Genomic DNA, 17,454 nt, shown 5'->3' on the forward strand with positions numbered 1-17,454 from the left:
GGGCGTGGAAAGCGGTGATGGTGGCGGAGGGTCGTGCCTGGCACGTTGTTGGGTATCTGAGGGTACGGCCGTAAGGTTGTATCTTCGCGATGCCGGCCCCAGTGAACTCGCCAGCTTGTCTGGTGGGGTGATGGGTGACTGGTCGTTGCTTGAGAACTACACAGTGGACGCGAGCATCTGTGGCCAAGTTTTTAAGGGCACACGGTGGATGCCTTGGCACCAGGAACCGATGAAGGACGTGAGAGGCCGCGATAGGCCCCGGGGAGCTGCCAACTGAGCTTTGATCCGGGGGTGTCCGAATGGGGAAACCCGGCAGTCGTCATGGGCTGTCACCCACTGCTGAACACATAGGCAGTGTGGAGGGAACGAGGGGAAGTGAAACATCTCAGTACCCTCAGGAAGAGAAAACAACCGTGATTCCGGGAGTAGTGGCGAGCGAAACCGGATGAGGCCAAACCGTATGCGTGTGATACCCGGCAGGGGTTGCGCATGCGGGGTTGTGGGAATTCTTTTGATCGGTCTGCCGGCCGGTCGGCGAGTCAGAAACCGTTGATGTAGTCGAAGGACATGCGAAAGGTCCGGCGTAGAGGGTAAGACCCCCGTAGACGAAACATCAGCGGCTTGCTTAAGAATCTCCCAAGTAGCACGGGGCCCGAGAAATCCCGTGTGAATCTGGCGGGACCACCCGCTAAGCCTAAATATTCCCTGGTGACCGATAGCGGATAGTACCGTGAGGGAATGGTGAAAAGTACCGCGGGAGCGGAGTGAAATAGTACCTGAAACCGTGTGCCTACAAGCCGTGGGAGCGTCGCTGTATGTGCTTGCACATACAGTCGTGACTGCGTGCCTTTTGAAGAATGAGCCTGCGAGTTAGCGGTGTGTAGCGAGGTTAACCCGTGTGGGGAAGCCGTAGCGAAAGCGAGTCCGAATAGGGCGATTGAGTTGCACGCTCTAGACCCGAAGCGGAGTGATCTAGCCATGGGCAGGTTGAAGCGGAGGTAAGACTTCGTGGAGGACCGAACCCACCAGGGTTGAAAACCTGGGGGATGACCTGTGGTTAGGGGTGAAAGGCCAATCAAACTCCGTGATAGCTGGTTCTCCCCGAAATGCATTTAGGTGCAGCGTCGTGTGTTTCTTGCCGGAGGTAGAGCACTGGATAGGCGATGGGCCCTACCGGGTTACTGACCTTAGCCAAACTCCGAATGCCGGTAAGTGAGAGCACGGCAGTGAGACTGTGGGGGATAAGCTCCATGGTCGAGAGGGAAACAGCCCAGAGCATCGACTAAGGCCCCCAAGCGTACGCTAAGTGGGAAAGGATGTGGAGTCGCAGAGACAACCAGGAGGTTGGCTTAGAAGCAGCCACCCTTGAAAGAGTGCGTAATAGCTCACTGGTCAAGTGATTCCGCGCCGACAATGTAGCGGGGCTCAAGCGTACCGCCGAAGTCGTGTCATTTCAGCAATAGGGCCAACGCCCGCTGGGATGGGTAGGGGAGCGTCGTGTGCCGGGTGAAGCAGCAGCGGAAGCTAGTTGTGGACGGTTCACGAGTGAGAATGCAGGCATGAGTAGCGATACACACGTGAGAAACGTGTGCGCCGATTGACTAAGGGTTCCTGGGTCAAGCTGATCTGCCCAGGGTAAGTCGGGACCTAAGGCGAGGCCGACAGGCGTAGTCGATGGACAACCGGTTGATATTCCGGTACCCGCTTTGAAACGCCCAATATCGAATCCTCTAATGCTAAGGCCGTGAAGCCGTTCCGGACCCTTCGGGGAAAGGAAAGTGGTGGAGCCGCCGATCCAAGGTGGTAGTAGGTAAGCGATGGGGTGACGCAGGAAGGTAGTCCAACCCGGGCGGTGGTAGTCCCGGGGTAAGGGTGTAGGCCGAGGGGTAGGCAAATCCGTCCCTCATTAAGGCTGAGACCTGATGCCGAGCCGATTGTGGTGAAGTGGATGATCCTATGCTGTCGAGAAAAGCCTCTAGCGAGTTTCATGGCGGCCCGTACCCTAAACCGACTCAGGTGGTCAGGTAGAGAATACCGAGGCGTTCGGGTGAACTATGGTTAAGGAACTCGGCAAAATGCCCCCGTAACTTCGGGAGAAGGGGGGCCATCACTGGTGATCGGATTTACTCCGTGAGCTGGGGGTGGCCGCAGAGACCAGCGAGAAGCGACTGTTTACTAAAAACACAGGTCCGTGCGAAGCCGTAAGGCGATGTATACGGACTGACGCCTGCCCGGTGCTGGAACGTTAAGGGGACCGGTTAGTGCGCTTTCGGGCGTGCGAAGCTGAGAACTTAAGCGCCAGTAAACGGCGGTGGTAACTATAACCATCCTAAGGTAGCGAAATTCCTTGTCGGGTAAGTTCCGACCTGCACGAATGGCGTAACGACTTCTCGACTGTCTCAACCATAGGCCCGGTGAAATTGCACTACGAGTAAAGATGCTCGTTTCGCGCAGCAGGACGGAAAGACCCCGGGACCTTTACTATAGTTTGATATTGGTGTTCGGTTCGGCTTGTGTAGGATAGGTGGGAGACTTTGAAGCAGCCACGCCAGTGGTTGTGGAGTCGCCGTTGAAATACCACTCTGGTCGTGCTGGATGTCTAACCTCGGTCCGTGATCCGGATCAGGGACAGTGTCTGATGGGTAGTTTAACTGGGGCGGTTGCCTCCCAAAGAGTAACGGAGGCGCCCAAAGGTTCCCTCAGCCTGGTTGGCAATCAGGTGTTGAGTGTAAGTGCACAAGGGAGCTTGACTGTGAGACCGACGGGTCGAGCAGGGACGAAAGTCGGGACTAGTGATCCGGCGGTGGCTTGTGGAAGCGCCGTCGCTCAACGGATAAAAGGTACCCCGGGGATAACAGGCTGATCTTCCCCAAGAGTCCATATCGACGGGATGGTTTGGCACCTCGATGTCGGCTCGTCGCATCCTGGGGCTGGAGTCGGTCCCAAGGGTTGGGCTGTTCGCCCATTAAAGCGGTACGCGAGCTGGGTTTAGAACGTCGTGAGACAGTTCGGTCCCTATCCGCTGTGCGCGTAGGAATATTGAGAAGGGCTGTCCCTAGTACGAGAGGACCGGGACGGACGAACCTCTGGTGTGCCAGTTGTCCTGCCAAGGGCATGGCTGGTTGGCTACGTTCGGGAGGGATAACCGCTGAAAGCATCTAAGCGGGAAGCCTGCTTCGAGATGAGTATTCCCACCTCCTTGAGAGGGTAAGGCTCCCAGTAGACGACTGGGTTGATAGGCCAGATGTGGAAGCCCGGTAACGGGTGGAGCTGACTGGTACTAATAGGCCGAGGGCTTGTCCTCAGTTGCTCGCGTCCACTGTGTTAGTTCTGAAGTAACGAACTGTGTTCATATCCGGTTGGTTAACTTCATAGTGTTTCGGTGGTCATAGCGTTAGGGAAACGCCCGGTTTACATTCCGAACCCGGAAGCTAAGCCTTTCAGCGCCGATGGTACTGCAGGGGGGACCCTGTGGGAGAGTAGGACGCCGCCGAACAATCATTGTGGGAAAGCCCCGCACCCTTCAGGGTGCGGGGCTTTTCTGCGTTCCGGACCCATTACGGTCCAGGGCTTCGATTTATTGCGTGCAGGGCGCACCGGTGCCGTGCTTTGATCCGCACTATGAATCAGCATGGGGTGCGGCCGGTGTCTGCCGGTGAGTGGGAAAAGGCCAGGGAACTGCGGCTCAGCGCGTTGCGGGATCCTGCCGCTCCGGTGGCCTTCCTGGAGAACATCGTGGAGGCCGAGGCCCAGCCCGATGAGTTCTGGCAGGGACGGACCGCGGGAGCTTCGAGCGGGCGGGGCGTCCGACAGTTCGTCGCCGAAGCTCCCGACGGTTCCTGGGACGGGTCGGTGACGGTGCTCGTGGAGGAAGGCGGCACCATCGACTACTTCGGTGAGGTCGTGGAGAAGGCCCAGGGGCACCTGGTGGGGGTGTTCGTACGGCCCGCACAGCGGGGGACCGGAGTGACCGAGGCGCTGTTCGCGGCCGCGCTGGAGTGGGCCTGGTCGCTGGACGGGCCGGCGCTGGGGCGGGTACGTCTCTTCGTTCACGAGGACAACGCGCGCGCCGAGGCGTTCTATCGCCGGTACGGGTTCGTGGCCAGTGGCCGGATCGTGTTCGGCACGCCCTCGGACCCGGAGGCCCGGGAGCTGGAGTACGTACTGGAACGTCCCGTGGCGGGCCGTTAGAAGGCGGAGGCGGCCTGCGGCCAGCGGGAGCGGGCCTGTTCGCGGCTTCGGCAGAGCGCGAGCAGCGGCAGGGCGTCGTCCTGGAGGAGCTCCGGGAGCTGCGGGATGGGGGCGACGGCCGCCACGTCGTCCAGGACCAGCGTCAGTGGTGGGTCGAGCCGACCGCGGGATGACCGTACGGCCATGCGACGGCCGTGCTCGACCACGCTGGAGGCGAGTGCGGTCAGCAAGGGCATTGCACCCGGGTGGCTGCGCGGGTCCTCCACGGACTCGCCCACCAGATAAAGGGTGCCCCCTTCGGTCAGAAACGAAGCCAGTGTGAGGGAATCCGTTCGGTTCGGGTTGCAAGCCTCGCGGATGTGGATCGAACCGAGGCAGGAGAGGGCCCGGGCGCCGAGGTGCTGGGCCAGTTCGCGGCGCTCCGGGTAGGCGGTGAGGGCGCTTTCGAGTTCGCCGGCCGCGCCGGGGGCCGCCTGGGGGTGCGTGCGGAGGATGCGGACGGGGTCTTGGGCGTTGGTGCCCTGGGCCCAGCGGTGCAGCTGCTTGAAGGGGCGGTTGTCGAGGGCCGCGGCCTGGAGCCAACTGCGCAGGAGCGTTTCCGCCGTGTCGGCCACCGCGGCGTCCATGCGGGCCTGGGGGCGTACGGGCGCCAGGAGGGCTACGGCGCGTGTGGCGGCGAGGTCGCGGTCCGCGCAGCCCTCCGCGGGGTTCCAGTGCATGCGGGCCGGGGTGTCGCAGAGGTGCGAGGGGTCGTAGAGGAGGACCGGGCCGAGCTTGGCGCGGGCGTCCTTGGTCTCCGACCAGAGTGCGGGGGAGGACGTCACGACGAGGACCGCGCCTTCCGCCGCCGCGATGTGCCGGGCGGCGGTGGCATGGCGTTCCGCGGGCGTCGCGTAGCCGAGGCGGGCCGGCGTCTGCACGGACGCCGGTACGGGGACCGCGGCGGGTGCGGGCGTCGGTGCCGGGGCGGGGTGGTCCGCGGTGCGGAGGGTGCCGTGCGCCGTGGTTCCGGGGCTCGCGGCCTCGAACGCTGCCGGAGGCCGGGCGGTCGGCGGGGCCGGTGGGGTGGGGGCCGGTCGGGGTGGTGGATCCTTGTCGATTCGGCCGTGGTGCCCGACGAGGGTGCGGCGGGCCTTGGTGCGGGCGATGATCCCCATCGTGAAGATGGTCAGGACCAGCAGGATCAGGAGCTGGCCGATGAACAGGCCCCAGAACAGGCCCCAGCCGGAGAGGGCCGCCGGGTCGGTCTCGGGCCAGGCCCCGGGGAGGTCGTGGGGTTCCGTTATCAGGCCTCGGACCGCGTCCGGGGTACGGGTGAACGTGACCGTGTCCGGCCAGGCGCCTTTGGCGAACAGGGCCGAGAGGCCGGTGGCCGACCAGACGAGGACGGCGAGGCCGAGCAGGAACGCGAGCAGGCCGACGAGGGCCCCGTCGGGGACGCCCCCGGCCCGCGCGGGGGGATCCGTACGTCTGGGGTCGGACATGGTCACGCCACCGTGGTCGCGGATCCGGGACCGTTGTGGTGGCGTTCGATGAGGAGGGCTCGCTCCTCCGCCTCCAGTTCGGCGGCCAGCAGATCGTCGGGGAGTCGGTGTTGCGCCGAGGATTCGGTCATGGCGCGGTCGGTGTAGACGAGCGGGCGTTCGGCCTCGGTGATCAGGTGTTTGACGACCTGGACGTTGCCGTTGACGTCCCAGACCGCGATGCCCGGGGTGAGAGTGGGGATGATCTCCACGGCCCAGCGGGGCAGGCCGAGTACCCGTCCCGTGGCGCGGGCCTCGTCGGCTTTCTGGGCGTAGATCGTTCTGGTGGAGGCCATCTTGAGGATGGCTGCGGCTTCTCGGGCGGCGGCGCCGTCGACGACGTCGGAGAGGTGGTGGACGACGGCGACGAAGGACAGGCCGAGGCGCCGGCCGAACTTCAACAGGCGCTGGAACAGCTGGGCGACGAAGGGGCTGTTGATGATGTGCCAGGCCTCTTCGACGAGGAAGATGCGCTTCTTGCGGTCCGGGCGGATCCAGGTGTGTTCCAGCCAGACGCCGACGATCGCCATGAGGATCGGCATCGCGATGGAATTGCGGTCGATGTGGGACAGGTCGAAGACGATCAGTGGCGCGTCGAGGTCGATGCCGACGGTGGTGGGGCCGTCGAACATGCCGCGGAGGTCGCCGTCGACGAGCCGGTCGATGACCAGGGCGACATCGAGTCCCCAGGCGCGGACATCGTCTATGTCGACGTTCATGGCCTGGGCGGACTCGGGCTCGGGGTGGCGCAGTTGTTCCACGATGTCGGTGAGGACGGGCTGGCGGTCGCGGATCGTGTCGACGACGTAGGCGTGCGCGACCTTGAGGGCGAAGCCGGAGCGTTCGTCGAGGCCGTGGCCCATGGCGACTTCGATGATGGTCCGGAGCAGCGCGAGCTGGCCGGTCGTGGTGATCGCCGGGTCGAGGGGGTTGAGGCGGATCCCGTCGTCGTTCGCGGCGATGGGATCCAGGCGGATGGGGGTTATTCCCAACTGCTGGGCGATCAGGTTCCACTCGCCGACGCCGTCTTCGCCCTGGGCGTCGAGGACGACGACCTGGCGGTCCTTGAAGCGGAGTTGGCGCAGGACGTACGTCTTCTCCAGCGCGGACTTCCCGTTGCCGGACTCGCCGAGTACCAGCCAGTGGGGGGCGGGGAGCTGCTGTCCGTACAGCTGGAAGGGGTCGTAGATGTACCCCTTGCCGCTGTAGACCTCGCGGCCGATGATGACGCCGGAGTCGCCGAGGCCGGGGGCGGCGGTCGGCAGGTAGACGGCCTGGGCCTGCCCGGTGGAGGTGCGGACGGGCAGGCGGGTGGTCTCCACCTTGCCGAACAGGAAGCTGGTGAAGGCGTCCGTCAGAGCGGACATGGGATCTCGCATGGGCGGCACTTCCCTCCGGCTAGCGTCGGATGCCGGTGGCGAACGGCAGGGTGTTGACGAAGGCGCGGTGGTGCTCGCGGTCGCACCACTCCAGCTTCAGGTAGGACTTGCCCGCCGAGGCGCGGATGGTGCGCTTGTCGCGGGCGAGGGCCTCGGGCGAACGCGAGGACACCGTGATGTACCCGACCAGGTTGACTCCCGCCGCACCACTGGCGAGATCTTCACCCCTCTGGTCGAGCCGGCCGTGGGCGGCGATGTCGCGCGGGTCGACCGTGCGGTTCATCTTCGCGGCGCGGCTGGCGTCGGCCTCGTCGTTGGTCTTCTCCGTCAGCATGCGCTCGATGGCGACCTCGGTGGGTTCGAGGTCCATGGTGACGGCGACGGTGCGGATGACGTCCGGGGTGTGGACGAGGAGCGGGGCGAGGAAGTTGACGCCGACGGGGGTCATCGGCCACTCCTTCACCCAGGCGGTGGCGTGGCACCAGGGGGCGCGGGTGGAGGACTCGCGGGTCTTGGCCTGGAGGTAGGTGGGTTCGACCGCGTCGAGTTCGGCGGGCCAGGCGTTGCGCTTCGTCATGGCCTGGATGTGGTCGATGGGGTGGTCCGGGTCGTACATGGAGTGCACGAGGGAGGACAGTCGGCCCTGGCCGAGTGGTTGGCGTACGCGGATGTCGGCTTCGGCGAGGCGCGCGCAGATGTCGGTGAGCTCCCGGGCCATGACGATGGCGAGGCCGGCGTCGCGGTCGAGCTTGCGGCCCTTGTGGGGGGTCGAGGCGCGGGCGATGGTGACGGCTTCGGCGGCCAGGTCGCGGGTGAAGTGCATGCAGGCGACGAGGTAGGCGCGGTGCTGCTCGGAGGAGGTGGACACCATCGACTGGAGCTGGTCGTACGACTCGCGGAGCCAGCCGGGGGCGGTGGTGTCCCCGCGCTGGGCGACGTCCTTGGCGTGGGCGTCGGGGTCGGCGGGGAGGGTACGGGCGAGCATCTGCAGGCGGGTGACGAAGCCGTCGCCGTTCGCGACGTGCTTGAGGAGGGTGCCGAAGCGGTCGACGAGGGCTTCCTGGTCCTCGCTGTCGCGCAGGCCGACGCCGGGGCCCTCGATCTCGATGGCGGCGGTCACGGTTCTGCGGTCGGCGTGCAGGAGGACGGCGATCTCGTCGGGGCCGAAGGGCGCCGCGAGCCAGCTGATGCGCCCGATGCCGGGGGGCGGGCCGACCTCGACCTCGCGGCCGTCGGAGCCGCGGATGCCGGCTTCCATGGTGCCGGAGCGGTACGTGGTGCCGCGGCGCAGGGTGCGCTTGTAGCTGCGCCTGATCTCGAACCACCGGTAGAAGGTACGGCCCTTGTAGGGGACGTACACGGCGGCGAGGGCGAGCATGGGGAAGCCGGCGAGGCTCACGATGCGCAGGGTGAGGTCGGGGACGAGCAGTCCGCTCATCATGCCGAGGAACGCGCCGGCGATGATCAGGGCGATCTCGCCGGTTTCGCGGTTCTTGCCGACGATCGCGTTCGGCCGGGCGCGGCCGATGAGATACGTGCGACGGGGCGCGATCGGGTGAAGCTGGTGGGACTGGGTCGTCAACGCCCGTCACCTCCTGTGTTCCTCGTGCTCGAGCCGGTGCGGGGCGGGGGTGTGGCGGAGGGGACAGATCCGCCGCCGGACCCGCCGCCGGAGCCTCGGCTGCTGTGTGCGGCCATGCCTCCGGAGATCTGGTTGGCGTCGCCGCCGCCTCCGCCACTCGCGCGGTGGGCGCCGCCGCCGCGGCTGCTGTGGGTTTTGATGCCCTGGGAGACGAGGGAGGCAGGGGAGCTGATGACGGCTGCGGCTTGGGCGCCGTCGGTGGCCTTGCTGCGGTTGGAACGTGCGGAGGCGATCTCGTCGCCGAAGCCGGGGACGAAGCGGTAGATCATCGCGGAGGCGAAGATCGCCAGGAGGATGATCGCGAGTCCGGAGACGACGGCGGAGACGGCGTTGGGGCCCTTCTCGCCCGCGAGGGCGCCGGCGAGGCCGAGGACGATCACGATGACCGGCTTCACGAGGATGACGGCGATCATGATGCCGGCCCAGCGGCGGACGTGGCCCCACATGTTGCGGTCGACGAGCCCGGCGTAGACGACCGTGCCGAGAAGGGCGCCGACGTAGAGCAGGGCGGCGCGGATGACGAGCTCCAGCCACAGGATCCCGGCGGCCAGGACGGTCACGAGGGCCACGACGATCAGCATGATCGGGCCGCCGCCGATGTCGTCGCCCTTCTTGAGGGCCTCGGAGAACGAGCCGAAGAAGACGTCGGTCTGGCCGCCGGTGGCCGAGGCGATGACCTCGGTGACGCCGTCGGTCGCGGAGACGACGGTGTAGAGGATCAGCGGGGTGAACGCGGAGGCGAGGACGGTCAGCCAGAGGAAGCCGATGGCCTCGGACATGGCGGTGGTGAGGGGGACGCCGCGGATGGCGCGCTTGGCGACGGCGAGGAGCCAGAGGACCAGGGTAAGGATGGTGCTCGCGGCGAAGACGACGGCGTACTGCTGGAGGAAGGCGGGGTTGGTGAAGTCGACGGTGGCCGTGGACTTGATCGCCTCGCTGAGCTTGCCGACGATCCAGGCGGCGGCGTCTGCGCAGCCGCGGGCGAGGGAGGCCAGGGGGTTGAGGGCGTCGGTGGGGTTGGCGGGGGAGACGCCGGTGCCGGTGCCGGGGGAGTTCCCCAGTTGGCGCTCGCAGTTCTCCTTGACGGGTCCGAAGATGCCCTCGCAACGATTGTCCTTGGCAGGGGAGCCCGATGGGCTCGGCGCAGGAGTGGGTGCGGCGAAGGCGTGAGCGGACAACAACACCAGCGTTGTCTGGACGGCGGCCAAGGCTCCGGCGATCCGGAGGGGGCGGCGGCTACCGGGCATAGGTGAACCCTCCGAACTCCTGGACGGCCTTGCTGATGTCGTCTGATGTGGAAGCGGCGACGTCGCCGGGGACTGGCGCCGGTCCGTCCGTCTGGCTGTCGGAGGTGACCTTCCAGTCCTCGCCGGCCCAGGTGAGTTCAAACATCCAGGTTTGCCAGGTGGTGCGCACCGGATTGGTGGATTTGGTACCCGACATCCCGATCAGCCCCGTGTACCAGACCGCGACCTTCGCGCTGGTGGGGCTGTAGTTCTCGATTCTGGTGCCGATCGGGACGGCGCGGGTGACGAAGGTGCTGCCCTGGGGGGCGGTTCCGTTCGCGTCAAGGCCCAGAGTGGCGAGAAACGCGGGGGAGTAGGCCGCATCCTGCGCGCTCTTGCGTCGGGAGCCCGCTTCCGGGGTGTAGATCCCGTCCATGAGGGCGTGTCGTACGTCCTTCTTGAGCATCCCGTCGGAGCCCAGCGCCACCGCGTAGTTCGCGGCCGCCGATTGGGCGCCCTGTTCGTCGTGGGCGAAGCCCTTGGGGATGCCGTTGGACTTGCCGGTGACCGGTTCGGTGCCGGTGGGGCTGGTGGCGGCGTCGGTCGGAGGTTTGTTCGACGCGGTGTTCGCGGGGGAGTCCGGGGATTGGTTCGCGAACGCGATGGCGGCGATGAGGAGGACCACCACGCCGACCGCGGTGATGAGGCCGCGGGAGGGGCGCGGGGTGCGGCGCGGGTTGCCGTAGGGGTCGGAGGGGGAGTCCGGGAGGCGGGTACGGGTCTGGCCCGTGCCGCCCACTTCGCCGTGGCCGCCGCCGCCGTAGTGGTCGTCGTTGCTCATTCCGTGTCCGCCCCCTCCGCCTCGTACGACGGTAGCGCTCGTTCCCGCGTGGATGCGGTGTGGTGATTCGCCATCAGGTACGACGGCCGGCGGGCGGCACGGCTAGACGGCCATTCCGTAGACGATCGTGAAGAGGGTGCCCAGGGAGCCGATGATGAAGACGCCTGTGAGGCCGGCCACGATCAGGCCCTTGCCCTGTTCCGCGCTGAAGGTGTCGCGTAGTGCGGTCGCTCCGATGCGCTGCTTGGCGGCGCCCCAGATGGCGATGCCGAGGCAGAGGAGGATCGCGATGGCCATGACCACTTCGACCATGACCTTCGCTTCGTTGCCGAGACTGCCGAACGGCCCCCAGTTCGGGGCGATTCCACCGATGATGGTGGTGATGTCGCCCTTTTCGGCTGCCAGGATCATGTAACTCACCGCCCCCGTATGGGTAGTTCCGGTAGCCCGTGCCCGACGGCATGGGTCACGCACTATCTTCGCTGATGAAACCGCCGCCGTCGCCGACTTGGCGGCTCTCTTTACCCGAGCTCGCGGTCTGTGCCCTGTCGGAACGCTCTGACCAGGTCACTCTGTGTATCACGGGGGTTGACGCCGGGCAATGATTGCCGTCTCGCCGTGCCGGCGACAGGCCTTCGGGTCGGGTGAGGCGCGGCCGTTCGGCTCAACGGGGCGGCGTGTCGTTGGTCCGTACCGCTGACACATGTCCGACATTCCGTCAGTCGTTCCATGTGCACGCCGGGTTGCGCGGGATGCTCCACCCCGTTCGGTTGGACGACGCAAGGAGCAGGGATGGGTTCCGCAGTGAAGTCGGGTCGGCGCGTGTGGCTGGCCGGCGGTGTCGCAGTGCCGCTGGTGTTCGCGCTGTCGGGGGTTTCGGCTCCGGCGATGGCTGCCGCGCACGGGTCGACCGCCGTGGTGGGGGCGCCCGCGGCCGGTGACGGTTGCTCGAAGTTGAAGGCCAGGGTGCTGAAGTCCGCCGCCTCCGGGCCGTCGAGCGGCTGTACGGGGCCGCGGGGGCCGAAGGGGCCCAAGGGTGACCGCGGTCCGAAGGGTGATCGGGGTCCCAGGGGTGACCGGGGTCCGGCTCAGCCCTGCGTGGGCGTCGACACGGCGCAGGGGCGGTTCGGTCTGGAGTTCAGCGCCGTGGTGAGCCGGGGCAAGGCGTTCCTGGGGCGTCGGACGACCAGCACGGTCCTGGAGAACGGGCCGTACGTCTGGAAGGACCTCTCCACCAGCGCGAACCCGGGCTTCCCGCGCAACGCGTGCGGTGTGTCGCTGAACATCCTGGAAGTGACCGCGCAGGTGAAGGTGCTGACCACCGACGGGAACGTCTTCGAGAACTCCTGCACCTATGTGGCGACCGGTGTGCTCACCTGCCCGAGCGGTTGGACGCCGCTCATCAGGCCCTGATCCGGGGCCGCCCGTCGTCGGTGTCGCGGTGCGGGGCACGAGCCGGATCGCGGCGTCGGCGCGGGTGGTGTGGTGGAGGAGCGGCCTCGTTGTCAGTGGGGCGCGTCAGGCTGGTGGCATGACGACTCCCGGGACTCTCGCGGACCTTGAGGCGGCCATCCGTGCGGGATGGTCGGCCGAGACCTGTTCGCCCGATGACGTGGAGCGGGCGCCCTGGACGGCCGGGAATCCGGCCTGGGAGCATTGCGACATCACGGCTCTGGTCGTCCAGGACCTGCTGGGCGGGGAGTTGATGGTGGGTGAGGTCTGGTCGGAGGGGCGGCAGCAGGGGTTCCACTGTTGGAACGTGTTGCCCGGGGGGATGAGTGTTGATCTGACGCGGGAGCAGTTCCGGCTCGGGCAGACGGTCACGCGGGGGCGGCTGATGGGGAAGCGGCCGAGCGGGCGGTTGCCGAGGCGCTGGGAGGAGTACCGGCTGCTGCGGCGGCGGGTGATCGACAGACTGGGGCCGCTGCCGGGGGTGGTGCGGGCGGCGGACGGGCGCGGGCTCGCGTACACGGATTTCGGCGGCGCGGGGGCGCCGCTGCTCGTGCTGTACGGGGATTCCCGGGGCGGCCGACTTGAGGACGGGTGGTCGCAGGACGGGTGGTCCTTCGAGTCGCCGGCGCGGGACGCGGGGCCGGGGTGGCACGTCATCGGGCTCGATCTGGCCGGGTACGGGGCGGCGGATGTGGTCGAGGGGGAGGCGCGCGACGAGTGCGTGAGGGATGCGGCCGGCGTGTTGGAGGGGCTGGGTTTGGGGCCGGCGGTGGTGCGGGGGCGGGGCTCGGGCGAGGACGTCGCGTACGGGCTTGAGGCGAGTCGGCCGGATCTGGTGCGGGCGGTGGTCGAGCTGCCGAGGGGGCGTCGGGCGCGGGCGGAGGATCCGGAGGGGTTCGGTGCGGCCGTGCGGGAGTTCCTGGCGGGGGTGTGAGCGCAGGGGTGTGAGTGCGGGGCGGGGGTGTGACTCCCGCGTGCTCCCGTGCGCCCCTGCGGCCTCGGGTGTGTCCCGGATCGGGCCGGCCCGGAGGGGCCTCGGCCACGGGCGTGTGCCGGGCGGGGCCTCGGGGGTCCCGGGTGTGGGTCAGGCCCAGTGGGAGGGGCGGGTGAGGGCAGGGGGGATGCGGGTGGCGGGGGATCCCTGGGCGGCGTTCAGCTGGGGCTGGGTGAGGAAGAGGGCCTCGCGGAGGTCGGCGTCGCGCAGGTTGGCGTCGCGGAGGTCGGCGCCGATCAGGTCGGCCTTGCGGAGGTCGGCCCCGGAGAGGTCGGCGGCGATCAGGTAGGCGCCGCGGAAGGTCGCGCCGCGCAGGTCGGCGCCGGAGAGGCGGGCGCCCATGAGGTCGGCGCCGCGGTGGTTCTTCCTGCGGGCGGGGGAGGTGGCGCGGACCAGTTCGCTGGTCTTCAGGAGGAGGGCGTTGATCTCCTGGCGGAGGGCGCCGACGTCGAAGGGGATCAGGGTGGCGGCGTCGGCCCCGGTGGCCGCCGTGGTCGTGGCGAGTGCCTGCCGCAGGTCGGCGTGGATCGGTGCGGCCGCCGGCAGGGCGAGGGCCTCGGTGAGGTAGGCGAGGAGCTCGTGGAGCTGCCGCATCACGGGGAAGACGTCGAACATCTGGCGTGCCGTGTCGGGGTGTGCGCGCCAGTCCCGGCCGCCGAAGGTGACCTGGGACACCTGCTGGCCCGCGCCGAGGCAGTCGAAGACGGTGCAGCCCGGGAAGCCCTTGTCGCGCAGCCGGGTGTGGATGCCGCAGCGGAAGTCGTCCCCGAGGTTCTCGCAGGGGGTTCCGGCGGCCTTGTTCAGGGCGAAGTCGGTGGACTTGGCGAAGGGCAGGGCCACGCAGCAGAGGGCGAAGCAGTTCGCGCAGTCGGCGCGCAGCGCGGGGGTGGGGGCGGCAGGCGTGGTGGACATCCGTTCATTGTGACCGGTGGGGCGAGGCCAGCCTCATCTGGAGGGCGGTCCACCAGACGCCGTCCACCTGCTCGACGTCCTTGAGGACTTCCACGGTGCGGAAGCCGAGCTTCTCGTAGAGGCGGACGGCCGGGGTGTTGTGCGCGAACACGCCCAGGTCGAGGCTGTGCAGCCGCAGGTCGGTGAAGGCGCGGGACAGGGTTTCGCAGAGCAGGCTCTCGCCGAGGCCGCGGCCTCGGGCGCGCGGGGCGATCAGGACGCGGCCGAGGCGGGCGTGGTCGGGGTCGTCGTCGTGGCGGCGCAGCGAGACGTGGCCGACGGGCTCGGCGGCCTCGGGGCCGTGGGACGGTACGGCGGTCCAGGTGTGGCGGCCGGGTTCGACGGCGTAGGAGGCGAGTTGGGTCTCGTCCAGGGGCCAGGAGAAGGAGGGGCCGGCCCAGGTGGTGAGGTCGGCCGCGGTGGTGATCCAGTCGAGTAGGGGCGCCGCGTCGGTGGTGGGGTGGAAGGGGCGCAGGGCGAGAGCGGTGGTGGGCATGGGTCAAGTATGCGTATTTCGTGCCGCTTTGATTGAAGTCCGGGGCGGGGACGGTGCCGCGTCCGGGGGCGGGTGGGGCGTGAGTCGTGTGCGGGGTGGGGCCGGTGCGGGGGCTGGTGCGCGAGGTTACCTGTCGGTAGCGTGCGGGGGCATGAGCGCTGCTGAGGCCTTCTTCGAGCGGGTCGACACGGGACGTTTCCTGGCCACCGAGTACACGCGCGGGCCGTGGGACCCGGGCTCGCAGCACGCCGGTCCGCCGGCGGCGCTGCTCGGGCGGGCCGTCGAGGAGCGGGTGGGTGCCCGCGCGGACCTGCGGGTCGCCCGGATCACCTACGAGATCCTGCGCCCGGTGCCGATCGGTCCGCTGGAGATCGCCACGACCGTGCTGCGGTCCGGCCGCAGTACCGAGTTGGTCGAGGCGACCCTCGCGCCGGCGGGGGCGGCGCCGGTGATGCTCGCGCGTGCGTTGCGGATCCGGGTGGCCGCGGAGGCCGTGCCCGCGGTGGTGCCGGGGCCGCAGGTGCCTCCGCCGGGCGAGGTGGGGCCGACGCCGTTCTTCCCCGTGCCGTGGGAGGTCGGCTATCACACGGCGATGGAGAGCCGGTTCACCGAAGGGGCCTTCATGGAGTCGGGGCCGGGGACGTGCTGGATGCGGATGGGAGTGCCGTTGATCGCCGGGGAGGAGACGGCCCCGTTGGACCGGGTGTTGATCGCGGCCGACTCCGGCAACGGGATCAGTTCCGTCATGGACTTCGAGCGGTTCGTCTTCGTCAACGGCGACCTCACCGTCCACCTGCACCGCCACCCGGTGGCCGAATGGGTCTGCGTGGAGGCGCGGACCAGTGTGGACGGCGCCGGGATCGGGCTCGCGGACTCCCGGCTGCACGATGAGAAGGGGCCGATCGGACGGGGTGCGCAGAGCCTCTTCGTCGCCCCGCGCTAGACGTCAACCCCCTTGCCGCGCAGGGCAGTACGTATGGCAGGCTCAGCCGGATGGAGCCGCTCACAGAGGCCGACCCCGAACGGATCGGCCTGCACGTGCTGGTGGCCCGGCTGGGGGCCGGGGGGATGGGGCGGGTGTACCTGGGGCGTTCGCCCGGGGGCCGGCTGGTCGCCGTCAAGGTGGTGCGGGAGGAGATCGTCGGGCATCCCGAGGCGCTGGCCAGGTTTCGCCGCGAGGTGGAGACCGTACGGGCCGTGCGGTCGGCGTACACCGCGCATCTGATCGACGCGTCGTTGGAGGCGGCGCCGTACTGGCTGGCGACGGAGTACGTCGCGGGTCCGACGCTCGCCGACGCCGTGCGCGGGCGGGGCGCGCTGCCGCCGGACACCTGTCGGGGGTTGGGGGCGGCGCTGGCGGAGGGCCTGGCGAGCGTGCACGCCTACGGGGTCACGCACCGGGACCTGAAGCCGCAGAACGTGATTCTGGCGGCGCAGGGGCCTCAGCTGATCGACTTCGGGATCGCGCACGGCGTGGGGTCGACGCCGTTGACCGAGACGGGGCGCACGCCGGGCACGCCGGGGTTCACGGCGCCCGAGGTGCTGGTGGGCGGGGTCGCCGGGGCGGCGGCGGACGTGTTCGCCCTGGGTGCGACGTTGGCGTACGCGGCCACCGGGAGGCCCCCGTTCGGGGGCGGGGCGGCGGTGGGCGTGGGGTTCCGGTCGGTGTACGAGGGGATCGACCTGGCCGGGGTCGAGCCGGGGTTGGCGGCGCTGATCGAGGACTGCGTGGCCAAGGACCCGGCGGACCGGCCGGAACCGGCGGAGGTGATCCGGCGCTGCGGGGTGCGGGGCGCGCTGGTGGAGGATCCGGTGTACGCGGGGCTGGCGGCGCCGTCGGAGCGTGCGACGGGCACGGCCGGCGTGGCAGATGTGGTCGGCGTGGCCGATGTGGCGCCCGGGGCCGGCTCCCCGACCCGGCGCCTGGACGACACCACAGCGCCGGCCGGGGTCGCCCTGCCGCCCGCCGTCGCCTCGTCGTCCGCCGGGGCCGCCACCCCGTACGAGGGTCCCGCGGCCCGCTCCGGTCGGCGCGGCCGGGTCGGGGCGGTGGCGGGGGGCGTCCTGGTCGCGGTGGTGGCGGTGCTGCTGTGGCAGTTCCCGTTCGGGGAGGACCGGGGTGGAGGTGCCGCCCGGACCCCCGGGAGCGGGACCCCGGCGGCTCCCGCGTCCGGCTCCCCCGCCTCGGGCGCGGTGAAGCCCGGCAAGGGGGGCGGTTGGGCCGGGGAGGACTTCCGGTGGAAGCTGTCCACCGATGCGGAGATGGCCCGCTACGGGGCGGGTGACTGTGACGGGTCCGCGGAACTCCGGCCGCCGGGCCGGGGCATGGAGACCTCGACGGTGTCCTCGAACACGAACGGGGTCCCGGGCGACACGGTCAGGGTCAAGTTCCGTTCGCGGCGCGGCGCCGAGCCGGGAGCGCGCCCCGCGCCCTATCCCGTGGTGATGGCGGTGAAACCACCGCACGCGCCCAAGAAGGGGCAGACGGGCTTTCTGAGTGCCCCCGTGGACCTGTACGCCGGCTGGGACACTGATGGTTACGGCGAGTTGACCTATCCGGACGACTTCCCGGGGGCTGTGCCCCTGAGCGCCGACAAGGGGGACTGGACGGTGGTGTTCTACCGCGTCGAGGATGGGGCCAAGCGGTATACGCCCATCGCGTGCAACGGCTTCCGAGTGGGCTAGCGGATACGGCGACACGGGTCAAATTCGCTCGAAAGTGGTGGCAATGGGGGAGTGTTGACGGGTGCGCAGATTCT

Annotated in this window: 13 protein-coding genes and 2 rRNA genes; 7 read left to right on the plus strand and 8 right to left on the minus strand. The window is 68.7% G+C overall.

The window, feature by feature from the left end:
• Nucleotides 1-181 precede the first annotated feature (181 nt).
• The 3 genes from ACQEVM_RS02675 (at nucleotide 182) to ACQEVM_RS02685 (ending at nucleotide 4,191) form a co-directional block, all read left to right on the plus strand.
• Nucleotides 182-3,304 (plus strand): 23S ribosomal RNA (locus ACQEVM_RS02675).
• Between the two features lie 74 nt (nucleotides 3,305-3,378).
• Nucleotides 3,379-3,496, plus strand: a 5S ribosomal RNA gene (gene rrf / locus ACQEVM_RS02680).
• A 125-nt stretch (nucleotides 3,497-3,621) separates the two neighbouring features.
• Nucleotides 3,622-4,191, plus strand: a complete 570-nt coding sequence (locus ACQEVM_RS02685) for a GNAT family N-acetyltransferase (RefSeq protein WP_433074305.1) — start codon at nucleotides 3,622-3,624, stop codon at nucleotides 4,189-4,191.
• Here ACQEVM_RS02685 and ACQEVM_RS02690 read toward each other — a convergent pair.
• The 6 genes from ACQEVM_RS02690 to ACQEVM_RS02715 all read right to left on the minus strand — a co-directional run bounded on the left by ACQEVM_RS02690 (nucleotide 4,188) and on the right by ACQEVM_RS02715 (nucleotide 11,213).
• Complete coding sequence (locus tag ACQEVM_RS02690) at nucleotides 4,188-5,675, minus strand: type VI secretion protein (RefSeq protein WP_433074308.1); 1,488 nt, start codon at nucleotides 5,673-5,675, stop codon at nucleotides 4,188-4,190. The two genes, ACQEVM_RS02685 and ACQEVM_RS02690, sit on opposite strands and share 4 nt — an antisense overlap.
• A 2-nt stretch (nucleotides 5,676-5,677) precedes the next feature.
• Nucleotides 5,678-7,093 (minus strand): ATP-binding protein, encoded by a 1,416-nt coding sequence (locus tag ACQEVM_RS02695; RefSeq protein ID WP_053676380.1) that lies wholly within the window; start codon nucleotides 7,091-7,093, stop codon nucleotides 5,678-5,680.
• Nucleotides 7,094-7,112: 19 nt separating this feature from the next.
• Complete coding sequence (locus ACQEVM_RS02700; RefSeq protein ID WP_433074312.1) at nucleotides 7,113-8,675, minus strand: SCO6880 family protein; 1,563 nt, start codon at nucleotides 8,673-8,675, stop codon at nucleotides 7,113-7,115.
• A complete protein-coding gene (locus tag ACQEVM_RS02705; RefSeq protein WP_433074315.1) occupies nucleotides 8,672-9,982 on the minus strand; it encodes a hypothetical protein in 1,311 nt (436 codons plus the stop codon). Before ACQEVM_RS02705 ends, ACQEVM_RS02700 begins: the two co-directional genes overlap by 4 nt.
• A complete protein-coding gene (locus ACQEVM_RS02710) occupies nucleotides 9,972-10,802 on the minus strand; it encodes a hypothetical protein (protein ID WP_433074318.1) in 831 nt (276 codons plus the stop codon). Before ACQEVM_RS02710 ends, ACQEVM_RS02705 begins: the two co-directional genes overlap by 11 nt.
• A gap of 102 nt (nucleotides 10,803-10,904) precedes the next feature.
• On the minus strand, nucleotides 10,905-11,213 hold the full coding sequence (locus ACQEVM_RS02715) for a hypothetical protein (protein WP_433079775.1): 309 nt from the start codon (nucleotides 11,211-11,213) through the stop codon (nucleotides 10,905-10,907).
• A 381-nt stretch (nucleotides 11,214-11,594) separates the two neighbouring features.
• Between ACQEVM_RS02715 and ACQEVM_RS02720 the strand changes: the two genes are divergently transcribed.
• Together ACQEVM_RS02720 and ACQEVM_RS02725 are read left to right on the plus strand one after the other, a co-directional pair.
• Nucleotides 11,595-12,215, plus strand: coding sequence for a hypothetical protein (locus ACQEVM_RS02720; protein WP_433074321.1), 621 nt, complete (start codon nucleotides 11,595-11,597; stop codon nucleotides 12,213-12,215).
• Nucleotides 12,216-12,333: 118 nt separating this feature from the next.
• On the plus strand, nucleotides 12,334-13,188 hold the full coding sequence (locus ACQEVM_RS02725) for an alpha/beta fold hydrolase (protein ID WP_433074323.1): 855 nt from the start codon (nucleotides 12,334-12,336) through the stop codon (nucleotides 13,186-13,188).
• 150 nt (nucleotides 13,189-13,338) lie between these two features.
• Here ACQEVM_RS02725 and ACQEVM_RS02730 read toward each other — a convergent pair whose 3' ends face one another.
• Both ACQEVM_RS02730 and ACQEVM_RS02735 read right to left on the minus strand, forming a co-directional pair.
• The gene (locus tag ACQEVM_RS02730) at nucleotides 13,339-14,160 is read right to left on the minus strand and encodes a pentapeptide repeat-containing protein (RefSeq protein WP_433074326.1); all 822 of its coding nucleotides are present in this window, start codon (nucleotides 14,158-14,160) and stop codon (nucleotides 13,339-13,341) included.
• A gap of 4 nt (nucleotides 14,161-14,164) precedes the next feature.
• Nucleotides 14,165-14,695 carry a GNAT family N-acetyltransferase gene (locus ACQEVM_RS02735; protein WP_433074329.1) on the minus strand — a complete coding sequence of 177 codons (531 nt, stop codon included), beginning with the start codon at nucleotides 14,693-14,695 and terminating at the stop codon, nucleotides 14,165-14,167.
• 151 nt (nucleotides 14,696-14,846) lie between these two features.
• Between ACQEVM_RS02735 and ACQEVM_RS02740 the strand changes: the two genes are divergently transcribed.
• Together ACQEVM_RS02740 and ACQEVM_RS02745 are read left to right on the plus strand one after the other, a co-directional pair.
• Nucleotides 14,847-15,638 (plus strand): thioesterase family protein, encoded by a 792-nt coding sequence (locus tag ACQEVM_RS02740; RefSeq protein ID WP_433074332.1) that lies wholly within the window; start codon nucleotides 14,847-14,849, stop codon nucleotides 15,636-15,638.
• 50 nt (nucleotides 15,639-15,688) lie between these two features.
• Nucleotides 15,689-17,380 (plus strand): serine/threonine-protein kinase, encoded by a 1,692-nt coding sequence (locus tag ACQEVM_RS02745; RefSeq protein WP_433074335.1) that lies wholly within the window; start codon nucleotides 15,689-15,691, stop codon nucleotides 17,378-17,380.
• The last annotated feature ends 74 nt before the right edge of the window (nucleotides 17,381-17,454 follow it).

The sequence above is a fragment of the Streptomyces sp. CA-243310 genome (assembly GCF_050936775.1).
Classification (GTDB): Bacteria; Actinomycetota; Actinomycetes; order Streptomycetales; family Streptomycetaceae; genus Streptomyces.